Annotated in this window: 14 protein-coding genes; 9 read left to right on the top strand and 5 right to left on the bottom strand. The window is 30.2% G+C overall.

The genetic code is table 11. The features are described 5' to 3' along the window. Nucleotides 1-151 precede the first annotated feature (151 nt). Nucleotides 152-1051: a LysR family transcriptional regulator gene (locus KO500_RS15935; RefSeq protein WP_215957554.1), complete on the bottom strand. Its 900-nt coding sequence runs from the start codon at nt 1049-1051 to the stop codon at nt 152-154. A gap of 134 nt (nt 1052-1185) precedes the next feature. Between KO500_RS15935 and KO500_RS15930 the strand changes: the two genes are divergently transcribed. The 7 genes from KO500_RS15930 (at nt 1186) to KO500_RS15900 (ending at nt 6630) form a co-directional block, all read left to right on the top strand. Next, nucleotides 1186-1578, top strand: coding sequence for a rhodanese-like domain-containing protein (locus KO500_RS15930; protein WP_215957553.1), 393 nt, complete (start codon nt 1186-1188; stop codon nt 1576-1578). Between the two features lie 11 nt (nt 1579-1589). Next, nucleotides 1590-2030, top strand: a complete 441-nt coding sequence (locus tag KO500_RS15925) for a GNAT family N-acetyltransferase (protein WP_215957552.1) — start codon at nt 1590-1592, stop codon at nt 2028-2030. 57 nt (nt 2031-2087) lie between these two features. Next, nucleotides 2088-2753, top strand: coding sequence for a VOC family protein (locus KO500_RS15920; RefSeq protein WP_215957551.1), 666 nt, complete (start codon nt 2088-2090; stop codon nt 2751-2753). Nucleotides 2754-3011: 258 nt separating this feature from the next. Continuing rightward, entirely contained in the window at nt 3012-4028 is a 1017-nt protein-coding gene (locus KO500_RS15915) for a hypothetical protein (protein ID WP_215957550.1), read from the top strand. A gap of 10 nt (nt 4029-4038) precedes the next feature. Continuing rightward, nucleotides 4039-4644 carry a YbhB/YbcL family Raf kinase inhibitor-like protein gene (locus tag KO500_RS15910; protein ID WP_215957549.1) on the top strand — a complete coding sequence of 202 codons (606 nt, stop codon included), beginning with the start codon at nt 4039-4041 and terminating at the stop codon, nt 4642-4644. A 7-nt stretch (nt 4645-4651) separates the two neighbouring features. Beyond that, nucleotides 4652-5953, top strand: a complete 1302-nt coding sequence (locus tag KO500_RS15905) for a YHYH protein (protein ID WP_215957548.1) — start codon at nt 4652-4654, stop codon at nt 5951-5953. A gap of 173 nt (nt 5954-6126) precedes the next feature. Further along, nucleotides 6127-6630 carry a hypothetical protein gene (locus tag KO500_RS15900; RefSeq protein WP_215957547.1) on the top strand — a complete coding sequence of 168 codons (504 nt, stop codon included), beginning with the start codon at nt 6127-6129 and terminating at the stop codon, nt 6628-6630. A gap of 147 nt (nt 6631-6777) precedes the next feature. Here KO500_RS15900 and KO500_RS15895 read toward each other — a convergent pair whose 3' ends face one another. From KO500_RS15895 to KO500_RS15885, 3 genes are all read right to left on the bottom strand, one after another. Continuing rightward, complete coding sequence (locus KO500_RS15895) at nt 6778-6984, bottom strand: helix-turn-helix transcriptional regulator (RefSeq protein ID WP_252732581.1); 207 nt, start codon at nt 6982-6984, stop codon at nt 6778-6780. A 10-nt stretch (nt 6985-6994) separates the two neighbouring features. Further along, nucleotides 6995-7450 carry a hypothetical protein gene (locus tag KO500_RS15890; RefSeq protein WP_215957546.1) on the bottom strand — a complete coding sequence of 152 codons (456 nt, stop codon included), beginning with the start codon at nt 7448-7450 and terminating at the stop codon, nt 6995-6997. 233 nt (nt 7451-7683) lie between these two features. Beyond that, on the bottom strand, nt 7684-9051 hold the full coding sequence (locus tag KO500_RS15885; RefSeq protein ID WP_215957545.1) for an MATE family efflux transporter: 1368 nt from the start codon (nt 9049-9051) through the stop codon (nt 7684-7686). Between the two features lie 312 nt (nt 9052-9363). On the opposite strand from KO500_RS15885, the gene KO500_RS15880 reads away from it, so the two are divergent. Beyond that, the gene (locus KO500_RS15880; protein WP_215957544.1) at nt 9364-9870 is read left to right on the top strand and encodes a peptide-methionine (S)-S-oxide reductase; all 507 of its coding nucleotides are present in this window, start codon (nt 9364-9366) and stop codon (nt 9868-9870) included. Nucleotides 9871-9900: 30 nt separating this feature from the next. On the opposite strand, the gene KO500_RS15875 is transcribed toward KO500_RS15880, so the two are convergent. Beyond that, nucleotides 9901-10767 carry an EamA family transporter gene (locus KO500_RS15875; protein ID WP_215957543.1) on the bottom strand — a complete coding sequence of 289 codons (867 nt, stop codon included), beginning with the start codon at nt 10765-10767 and terminating at the stop codon, nt 9901-9903. Nucleotides 10768-11065: 298 nt separating this feature from the next. Here KO500_RS15875 and KO500_RS15870 point away from each other — a divergent pair. Then, the coding region (locus tag KO500_RS15870; RefSeq protein WP_215957542.1) for a hypothetical protein at nt 11066-11327 on the top strand (262 nt) is incomplete at its 3' end.

Genomic DNA, 11327 nt, shown 5'->3' with positions numbered 1-11327 from the left:
AACTTGTGCAACAGGCACACCGTGTATAATTAATTGCTTGGTTCTAGCCTACTTGCGAAAATTCCTGCGGAATTTTCACGGGTTCGTTAAAGTTTACTAACTTAGTTGCTTAACCACGCAACTAACCATACACAATCACGTTGGCAACAAGCTAAAAACTGTACGTAAATGAAAATTCGTCTGTAAAGTTTGAAATAAAATCTTGAATATACTTTTTAGATTTATCAGCAGAACGAATAACTAAAAAATGATTTCTCTTTAATCCGTTTTTTCCAATTTTTTTATAAATCAATTCCTCTGGAAGTTTGAAAGATTTTAATGCCCATTTTGGCATACACATTACCCCAAAATTTGCGACAATCATTTCTAATGCAACTTCTGTAAGTGGAATAGCGGAAATTTTAGAAGGAATTATTTTATTCGGTTTCAGAAAATGTTCATAGACAGAAACAGTTTCTAGTGGAAAAGAATGTATGATTAAATGTGCTTCTGAAAAATCACTTACATCTAAAAATTCTAAATCGCCTAAAATATTTTCTTTATGCATAATTGCATATATTTCATCTTCAAAAATTTCTATACTTGATAATAGACTGTTTTCAGGTTTTGAGGTTACAATAGCAATGTCAATATCATTTGACAATAACTTTGAAATTGGTTGATGTGTTGCTTCCAAAATTAGTTCAAGGTTAATTTCTGGATACAACAACCCCATTTTTTGAATAAAGTTTGGTAAACCTTGATAAAATGAATAGCATTCTGTACTTACTTTTATATTACCAATAGAACCTTTTCTTATCCTTTTAATGGTATCAAATCCCTTTTCTAAACTATTCAATATTTCACCACCAAGTTTGTTGAGTTCTTTTCCTTCTTCAGTTAAAACCCATTTGTTTCTAGTTCTATGAAAAACCTTAAATCCAAGTTGCCCTTCTAAATCCTTTAATTGATGACTTAAAGCCGATTGAGTTAGAAATAATTTATCTGATGAATTAGCAATACTACCTTCTTCTGCAATTGTTTTTATAAGTCTAAAGTATTTGATTTCCATAGCTTCAAAGTTACAACAATATGATAAAGCTGAATTTGAAATATTTTCATTTATAAATTAGAATCATTCAATTTCAATACTATTTCTAAACAATCAATGCCATTAGATTTGTATCAAATTAAAATCTAAAAATTATGAACGAACAAATTAAATTTTACGAAAACAAATTAGCTTATGAAATGAACCCTTCAGATTTATATGATGGTTTTGAAAACAGTACAGAGTATATTGCGCTAGATGCACGACAAGCTTTTGGATTTGATAAAGAACATATTCCTACAGCAATTAACATTCCGCACAGAGAAATGAACGAAGAAACTACAAAACATCTTGACAAATCCAAAACGTATGTTTCCTATTGTGACGGAATTGGTTGTAATGCTTCCACAAAAGGTGCATTAAAAATGAGTAAATTGGGATTTAAAGTAAAAGAACTTATGGGCGGAATTGAATGGTGGAAATTTGACGGCTATGCAACCGAAGGAACAAATTCTACAAAAGGCTCTATGTTTGAATGTGCTTGTTAAATTGATAATTTATGACAATAAGAATTGCAGAAAAAAAAGATTTCGAAGCTATAAAAAAATTAGTTAAAGCGCACGCCAAATTTGAAAAGGCGAGCGCTTTAAGTGATCATAATCTAGACAAATTAAGTAATTATATTTTCAGTACTGATGTTGTAAAATGTTTAGTTGTAGAACTTAATAATGAAATTGTTGGTTACGCAACCTTTATGAAACAGTTTTCTACTTGGGATGCAAATTATTATATCTATTTAGATTGTTTGTATTTAAATGAAAAAACTAGAGGAAAAGGCATAGGAACACAAATTATGAATAAAATAATGGTATATGCGAAATCTATAAATTGTTCTGAAATTCAATGGCAAACACCTAATTTTAATAAAGAAGCAATTGAGTTTTATGAAAAATTAGGTGCTGATTCTAAGACAAAAGAAAGATTCAATTGGAAAATCTAAATAAAGCCAGTTGCCAACAAAGAACTGAGGCAAAAAATCAACCAAAACAACCTTAAAATGCAGATTAAAGAATTAAAAATATATAGTTCAAAAATTAATGAGCAGGCAGATTTTTATGCTAAGGTTTTAGGTTTAACTATTATAAAAAGTTCAGCTAAAAATGTTTTAATCGCATTTGGAAAATCAATATTAAATATAGAATATAAACCTGAAACAACATCATATCATTTCGCTATAAATATTCCTTCAAATAAAGAAAATGAAGCTTTAGAATGGCTAAAGCCTAAAGTAAAAGTTTTAATGGATGAGAATAATGAAATACAAAATTTTGATTCTTGGAATGCGAAAGCAGTCTATTTTTATGATAAAGACAAAAATATAGTTGAGCTTATTGCTCGTAAAAACTTAAACAACGCATCGGAATATAAATTTAACTCAAAACAGTTTCTTGAAATTTCAGAAATAGGAGTTCCAACGCTAGACATTGAAAAAGTATTCAACCAATTAACAAACCTAACAGGTATTGAAATATATGATGGTAGCTTTGATCGGTTTTGTGCTATTGGCGATGAAAATGGTCTTTTTATATGCATAAACAAGACTTTTAAAGACTGGTTCCCTACTAACGATAAAGCATATTCTTCTGCATTTGAAATAATATTAGTTGAAAAAGGAATCAAATACCAAATAGCTTATAAAAATGAGGAAATAAAGCTACTTTAACTACACTCAAAAAGTGATGGTAAATCTTGAAATTAGAAAACTTCCTTAAAATTCAAATAAATTATTGTTACCAAGAAATATTTACATAAAATAATTAGCAGAAATTTAACTTCTACAGTACTAATAAGCAGTACAATCTTCACCTTTAGTTATTGATATTTTGTAGTTTTATACTATTAAATTAAAATACATTTTTTTACATTATGCAATAGATATACTACATATTGCGATATTATAAATCTAAAAAAAACACTTATAATGAATACTAAATTTATTGTGTTATTAACACTATTAGTAAGCATAAGTTGTGCTGAAAAAAAATCAAAAAAAACAGAGAGCAATACCACTGAAACTTCTGAAGCTGCAAATTATAAAGGTACTGCTAGTGTTACTCAAGGAATTGCAAAAACAGTTGCTGAAGATATTTACAGCTGTGAGCGTGGCAGAAAAACTGATGTCGGTGAAATAACCTCCACAGATAGTAAAAAATGGATTGTTCCGGCTCAAACAAATTATACAGATGCAGATTTTCCGTTTGCGACAGATTTATTCAATTCATGCGAAGGGAAAAACTATGCAACACCAGAAGAAGCATTATCAAATTTTGATGATACTAATACCGTAACCATTGATGAAGACGGAGAAGTTTTTACGGCCTATATTTTTGCTGATAATTATTTTGAAATGTATGTAAACGGGATTCCTGTTGGGAAAGACAAAGTCCCTTTTACTGAATTTAATTCTAGTGTCGTAAAATTCAAAGCTCAAAAGCCTTTTACCATTGCCATGAAATTGGTGGACTGGGAAGAACACCTTGGTGTTGGCTGTGAAGCAAACCGAGGCAAACCTTACCATGCAGGAGATGGCGGTATGGTTGCCGTTGTAAAAGATGATGCAAATAATGTTGTTGCTATAACTGATGAAAATTGGAAAGCGCAAACCTATTATACGGCTCCGATAACAGATTTAAGTTGTGTGACGGAAGACGGTGCGTACCGCTATTCTGAGAATTGTGATACCGAAGGTGGACAAGACGGGACAGATTTTTATGCATTACATTGGGAATTACCGACTGATTGGATGCAAACAAATTTTGATGCATCAAAATGGCCAAATGCAACAACCTACACCAACAAAACTATAGGAGTAGACAACAAGCCTGCATATACCAATTTCACTGCTCTTTTTGATGATTCAGAACACGATGCTCAATTTATATGGGCAACTAACATTATTTTAGATAATGAGGTTTTAGTACGTTATACCGTTAAATAATCATCATAAAATGAAAAATAACATCGTATGTATTGCTATCACATTAGTTTTAGTTTTTTTAAGTTCATGCAACACTAAAAAAGAAGCTACTTTTTATAACTACGATGATTTTGAAACCATTAACTCTGATTTTAAATTAAGTAGTAAAGCGGTTGTCAACGGACAATTATTAGAAGAATTTAAATGTGAAAAAAAAGTAGACGACGTAGAAAACTCTATTCCGCTATCGTGGTCCAATGTGCCTGAGGGCACAAATTCATTAGCCATAGTAATGTACCACTACCCTAAAAAAGATGATAAAACAGAGATAAATTCATATTTACTATTATGGGATATTAACCCATCAATATCTGAAATTCCATATAAAATGGCCAATAACCCAAACTGGTACATGGGATCAAATAAAGATGGAACAGCCATATCATACACCTCACCTTGTTCTCGCGGACCAGGAGAGCATAAATATACTATTGCCCTATTTGCACTATCAGAAACTCCAAAATCACTACCTAGAAGCAATTCTCTAGATGTTGATTTAGAAACTTTTATGAAAGCTATATCTGAAGTTAAAGTTATTGATAGAACTACTTTAACTTTTACAGATTCTAATAAATAACATACAAATGAAAAAGCTAATTCTATTACTTACATTATTCCTATTCACGTTTCAAACTTTTGCACATGTAGGCGGTCATGGTACACTCATAAAATCTTGGAAATTAATACACAATGAAAAAACTATACAAGCCGATTTTTTACAAAAAGAAGGTGATGTAGTGTATTTAGTTGATAGAAATCATGAAATTTTAAAATTCAATATCATTGATTTTTCTAAAGCTGATCAAAATTTTATTTTAAAAAAAGCGAACTGGATTAGACTAAAAAATACTCCTCATAAAACAGAAAATACATTTTCAATTCACTATTCAAGTATATTTTTATTTACAGGACTAGCCCTACTCCTATTCGTTATTTATAATGTTAAGAGAAAATCAAAAACAAATCTTATTGCATATAGCATATTAAGCGCCGTGGTTTTGCTCATAGGCTGTAAAGGTAATTCGACAACTAAAAGCTTAAAAATAGCAACCAACAATATTGCGTTTTTAGAATCTGTATTCGGGGTTTTTGATAAAGTGACTACACGACATGATGATGACTACTTTTATATAGAATCAGACGGTATTCCTGAGCATGAAATGATGACGGGTATCACCAATTGGCAGCAACAAGTGCCTATAAATCATGATTATTCTGGTGAGAATGCATGGGCGATTCCTTTACAACCCGAATTGGCGACAACTTCACTTTCTACAAAAGATAATTTTATGAAAGGTGCCATTGCTATTGCAGCAAACGGAATTCCTATTTTTAACCCTTTAAACAATCGTGGTGAAGATGCTAATGTTATTGGAGAATTAGACAAATGGGGAGGCCATTGTGGTAGAGCTGATGATTACCATTACCATTTACCACCTTCGCACTTACAAACTAAAGTGGGCTCCAATAAGCCAATTGCTTATGCATTAGATGGTTTTCCTGTTTACGGAGAAACTACAGAACAACTGGATGAAAATTTAGGCCGCTTTACTTCCGATAGTACGTATCAATACCATGCTGTAAAAGAATATCCGTATTTAATTGCTGCTATGAAAGGTAAAGTAAAAATTAATCAACGAACAAAAGCGCCTGAAAATGAAATTATGCCACAAGCAAAAACTAAAGGTGTTCGCCCAGACTTGAAACCTTTAAGAGGTGCTGCAATTACTGATTTTAAAAACCCAAAACCACAACAATACAGTTTAACTTATACCATAGATTCTTTGGTTCATGTTATAAACTATGGTTGGGAGAACGGAAATTATAGCTATGAATTTGTAAACCCAGATGGTACAAGTGAAAAAACCAATTACCAAAGAAAATAATTGGGTAGCTTTAAAATAATTTAAAAGACCAACTATATTTTTTATAAAATGTTGATTACTTGTGCTTAAGTTTTCAAAAAACAAGCAGTTAACTAAACCTAATATGTTTTATTTTAGCACTGATATATAAGAAATATGTGTACTAGTACACATATTCGTATGTTCTAAACAATTTGAAAAATAAACCAGTACATATAATCCAACAAAACTTACTATTACCTTTAGGAGTAATATTGGTCATAGTCGCATCTATTTTTGGACTTTTTTATCTGGTTGACTTTTATGGACATCCACCGAGAAGTTGGAAATATTTGATTCTTGGAATTGCAACAATAGGTTTGACCTTTCAAATCTTTGTACGCTTATCTGCTTGGGAACTTATTTTATATGATGACAAAGCTGTACTTAAAAAGCCTTTTGGAGTATTAAAAAATAATCGAAAGGAATTTAAATACAACGAAATCGAAGAAGCTGGATTTCTTCAAGGTTTTCGTATGAATGCCAGCCTGAGAGTTGATTTTAAATCAGGAAAGAAATATAACATCTTTTTAGACAAAAATTTGATTGAGATTTCAAAAGTTTTGATTTTTCTTGAAAATTCAGATGTAAAGGTTGGACTTTATTGTGATAACCGAATTAAGCAAAAGCTAAAAAAGGATGGACTAAAAACTGCTTAGAACAATACCTATAGCAAATAGGGCGTAAAGTGCTAGATTTAATGGCTTGGGTTTATTTACAAAGTCCGCAAAATCTTTTGGATTTTTTAACAAGGGAAAGAAAAAAGAAAAAATAAGCTTTATCCTAGTCGTTGGCAGTAATATGTACTAAACCCAATCTGAATCTTCCAAAATAAAGATTTCGCTAATTTCAACTTCGAAAATTTGAGCTAATTTTAAAGCTAAAACTGTCGACGGAACATATTTCCCTAGTTCCATTGCATTAATTGTTTGCCTACTAACTTTTGCTAATTTTGCTAATTCGGCTTGAGTAATATTCTTTTTTGCTCTTTCGACTTTAATAGTATTCTTCATAATTAGCTAATTATTTAAGTTTAAAAATTTGCCAGTTAAATCTAATTATGAAAAATATTAAGACTGTGAACATATTAAAAATCATAACCCACAAAAAGGAAAAATTGAAAATAAACAAAAATGAAAACAAAAGAATTCCATAATTCACATACACCGCCCAAACCAAAGACTCTAATCTAATTTTTGATATATATTCATCTTCTGACTTTTCTTTAGAAAAAGCGACTAGTAATGAACTCATAATTACTAAAATTCCGAAGATTTCATTTAAAATATTGTTCTTCACTATTCCAATAAATTGTTTTTTACCAAAAAGCTTCTCAATAAAAATAGCAGGAACATTAAAATTAAAAAAATCTGGTTCGTACTCTAATATAAGAGTTCCTAAACCAATGATTATGGACGGAATAAGTATCAACCAACCGATTTTCTTGTATTTACTAGGGAATAGATAATTTACTTTCATAATACTATGTTTTAATTTTAAACAAATGTAAAGCAAATACACCCAAAAGACAAACAAACATTACATTTAGTAATATTTGTTTGTCTTTTAAATAAATACTACTGCCAACAAAGTGTAAAAACAATAAGGGTTTTGGTGCTTAAATCAAAGCTTTTTACATTTTATAAAATAAATACAAAACATGTAGGACAGAAGATATGTTGTTAGTTAGACATGTAATTATACCAAGAAAATTACTTCAATATTGCCTGATGACTGAAAAAAGAATCACGTCGATTAAACACATAAAAACCGACTAAGATAAAAGCAGTAACTTCTGCAAAAGTACGAGAGAGCCATATCCATTGCTTTTCATCACCTAAGTAATCGGGAATTAAAAATAAAGGGATAATTATTAAAACACATCCTTTAAGTAAGTTTAATACAATTGATGGAACCAATTTTCCAATACTTTGAAGATAAGCTCCAAGAATATAATTAGGGCCTGCTACTATGAAAAAGAGGAAAAATAAACCTAATGAGGTTGAGGCCATTTTTTTAAACTCTTCTGATTCAGAACCTGAAAATATTGTAACAAGAAACTCGGGGATTAGAAAACCTAAAGAAACAACTGCAATACCAAGAACGAAAGTAAATAAAAGAGAAAACTTAAAAACATCAAGCACTCTATTTGGTAATTTTGCACCTATATTAAAAGACATAATAGGTAATGTAGAAATCATAGCTGCTGTAAATAGTCTCAAAAAAATGAAACTCAAATAATTAACAATACCGAAAACAGAAACAAAAACTGCTCCAAATTGAGCGAGCCTTATATTGATTAATAGTAATCCAATGGAAAAAGATATCTCAGACACAAACGATGGTATCCCATAATTGAGTAACGCTTTCCATTCCTTTAATTTAAGTGTAAATTTATAATTTCGAATCCGTAAATGTCCGTTCTCCTTATTGATATAAAAAACCAAATAACATACTGATAATAACACAGAAATACCTGTAGCAATAGAAGCTCCAGCTGTACCAAAAGGAAATACAATAATGAGTAATATGTCTAATATAATATTTACTACTACTCCAAAAATAGAAGCATTCCTGGTCACTTTTGGAGCACCATCATGACTGATAGCATTTCCTAAAATCATCCTCAAAAGAAAAACTGGTATCCACATAAATCCCCAGAACATATAATCTATGGTTTTGTTGAATAATTCACCTTCAGAATTACCAACTAAAAAAGAAACTATATAATTTACAGTAAAAGGAGTTAATAATATTATTATAAGTCCAAATAATATAGCAAGAGTAGTCGTAAACTGAAAAACCCCTTGAGCTTTCGTATAATTACCAGCACCGATATTTTTTCCAATCAATATCCCGCCCCCTATTACCAATGTTAAGCCAAATGCAATAAAAATCGTAATTATTGTTCCAAACATTCCAACTGCTGCTACTCCTTCTTTACCTACGTAATTTGCAAGAATTGCTCCGTCTACCACTTGATATATAGTAATTGACAATAGACTTGTGAGGATAGGAATATAATACTTAAAAAACAATGGTCTTATTGAATCCTTATCGAGCTGAACCTTTTTTTCCATCGTATTTTTTTTGGGAGGCGAATATATACTTTTCTAAACAAATGATAAAAAAATATAATCTGATTAAAATAAACGTTTTAAAACAAAGAACTGAGGTAAAAAACAAACAAAATCTTCGTTAAATTTAGATATTATTATAGTAGGCATAAGCTTTGGTTTGAGCTTTTTTATTGAGTCAGTCAAATAGAGCATAAGTCAATAGAAAAATATTAAAATTAAGTTTACTGTTTAGTTAAACCTAATTGTTTGTTTTACCCCTTAATACTATATGTTTAACTTTGGTCGTAATTAAAAATAAAACAACTATTATCAATGGAGACACTATATATTGCTGGCGGTTGCCTTTGGGGTGTACAAGAGTTTTTTAAACACATACCTGGTGTACTAGATACGCAAGCTGGCAGAGCTAATGGTTTTTCACAATCTACTAAAACTGCCTATGACGGTTATGCTGAATGTGTCAAAACAACCTTTGATGCTAAGATTGTTTCAGTTGAAGATTTAATTCATTATTTATTAGAAATTATTGATCCTTATAGTATTAACCAACAAGGTAATGATGTAGGAGAAAAATATCGTACAGGCATTTACAGTAATGATATAAATCATTTGCTAGAAGCCAAAAAATGCATAAAAAAAGTAGAACAGTTATCAAACTGTAAAAATAAAAAAATAGCTATAGAAGTACTTCCTTTAACAAGTTTTATCTTAAGTGATGCAGAACACCAACATAGATTGACCTTGCACCCAGAAGACCATAGTTATTGTCACATTGCTTTAGACTTATTACATAAGTATAAAAAAACCAATGCTAATTAGCAATTTTGTAGTTAGTTAACTACAACATGATTAACCCCTAATGCCTTTCGTTATATATTCATTAAGTGCAAGGGAAGCAAAAATGAAACTCCCGCCAATTAAAATTTTTATAAGGTCTGCCTCTTTATTCCATATCACAAGATTAACTATTAAACCTAACGGAATTAATGCATTATTCATTATCGCTAATGAGCCTGCGTTTACTTTAACGACTCCTTTGTTCCAAAAAAAATAACCTATACCTGAAGCTATAGCTCCTAGATAAACTAAAATTCCCCATTGCACTGATGTGGTTGGTAACTTTTCTGTATATCCCAGAATTAAAAAAGCGATTAGTGCTACTATAAATGCACCAATAAAGAATAACCCAAAAATAGTATGCTTTGGCTTTTTTTGTATTTCTGGTGTAGATTGTAATAAATACTTGTAGGCCACTTGACCAATGGCAAAACAAATATTAGCACCTTGCGTAATCATAAAACCTAAAAACACTTGTTCACTAATACTTGTGTATTGAATATAAGCGGCTCCTAAAACAGCAATTAATGCAGTAAGCAGGTGTACTTTATGAAATTGCTTACTTAACATATCATTCAATAAAGTGATATAAATTGGTGTTAACACACTAAAAAGTAATACTTCGGGCACAGTTATATATTTAAACGACTGAAAATAAAAACAGTACATTAAACCTAATTGAACTGAACCAATAGCCATAAGTTTTAAAATTGTTTCTGTTTTAATATCCTTCAACTTTAAAAAAGGCAAAAATATTAGTGTAGCAATTCCTATGCGCATCAGTACAGAAAACCATGCATCAACATACCCAGAAAGGTAAACCCCAATTAAGCTAAACGAAAAAGCCCAGATAATAGTAACGGCAAATAAATACCTCATAAGTCAATTCTTAATAAAAAATGAGGCGAAATTATACAAAAACTCCTTATGCATTTAGCTAAAGTCTAAAAAATTTATATTGAACTTGCAATCAGCAATTTAAACAACTAAAACTATAATATTTCATAACCATTAGATATGATTAATAAACATGATAAAATAAAAAAAATTGAAAATGTTAAAGAAAATAATATTAGAATAAATTATTAAGAAAACTTAAACAAATTGATTGATATTTGCGTATATGATTTTAATTACTAAAATCAAGGGCAAAATAAAAATCATAAAATACATTGAAATGAAATTACAGCTTATTATAATTATTAGCTTGACGTTGTTAACTTCTAAATTAAAAGCACAAAATAAATTAGGTTCTACAGGTAATGTTGGAATTGGAACATTATCGCCAGCAGAAAAACTACAAGTTAATGAGGGGAATATAGGTGTATTGGGGTACAATACTTCAAGATATTTACGTTTTACTGAGCAAAATTCACAAGGAGGATTTATCAATTACGATGGAACCAAAAATATCTTAAATATTGGAGTTAATAATATTA

Origin of the sequence: Cellulophaga baltica, from assembly GCF_018861125.1 — a bacterium.
Lineage (GTDB): Bacteria > Bacteroidota > Bacteroidia > Flavobacteriales > Flavobacteriaceae > Cellulophaga > Cellulophaga baltica_A.
This window is presented reverse-complemented; position numbering and strand designations above follow the sequence as displayed.

Bases quoted from the DNA above. Each gene is read 5' to 3' on its own strand.
- KO500_RS15935 (WP_215957554.1), bottom strand. From the start codon at position 1,051: ATGGAAATCAAATACTTTAGACTTATAAAAACAATTGCAGAAGAAGGT.
- KO500_RS15930 (WP_215957553.1), top strand. From the start codon at position 1,186: ATGAACGAACAAATTAAATTTTACGAAAACAAATTAGCTTATGAAATG.
- KO500_RS15925 (WP_215957552.1), top strand. From the start codon at position 1,590: ATGACAATAAGAATTGCAGAAAAAAAAGATTTCGAAGCTATAAAAAAA.
- KO500_RS15920 (WP_215957551.1), top strand. From the start codon at position 2,088: ATGCAGATTAAAGAATTAAAAATATATAGTTCAAAAATTAATGAGCAG.
- KO500_RS15915 (WP_215957550.1), top strand. From the start codon at position 3,012: ATGAATACTAAATTTATTGTGTTATTAACACTATTAGTAAGCATAAGT.
- KO500_RS15910 (WP_215957549.1), top strand. From the start codon at position 4,039: ATGAAAAATAACATCGTATGTATTGCTATCACATTAGTTTTAGTTTTT.
- KO500_RS15905 (WP_215957548.1), top strand. From the start codon at position 4,652: ATGAAAAAGCTAATTCTATTACTTACATTATTCCTATTCACGTTTCAA.
- KO500_RS15895 (WP_252732581.1), bottom strand. From the start codon at position 6,984: ATGAAGAATACTATTAAAGTCGAAAGAGCAAAAAAGAATATTACTCAA.
- KO500_RS15890 (WP_215957546.1), bottom strand. From the start codon at position 7,450: ATGAAAGTAAATTATCTATTCCCTAGTAAATACAAGAAAATCGGTTGG.
- KO500_RS15885 (WP_215957545.1), bottom strand. From the start codon at position 9,051: ATGGAAAAAAAGGTTCAGCTCGATAAGGATTCAATAAGACCATTGTTT.
- KO500_RS15880 (WP_215957544.1), top strand. From the start codon at position 9,364: ATGGAGACACTATATATTGCTGGCGGTTGCCTTTGGGGTGTACAAGAG.
- KO500_RS15875 (WP_215957543.1), bottom strand. From the start codon at position 10,767: ATGAGGTATTTATTTGCCGTTACTATTATCTGGGCTTTTTCGTTTAGC.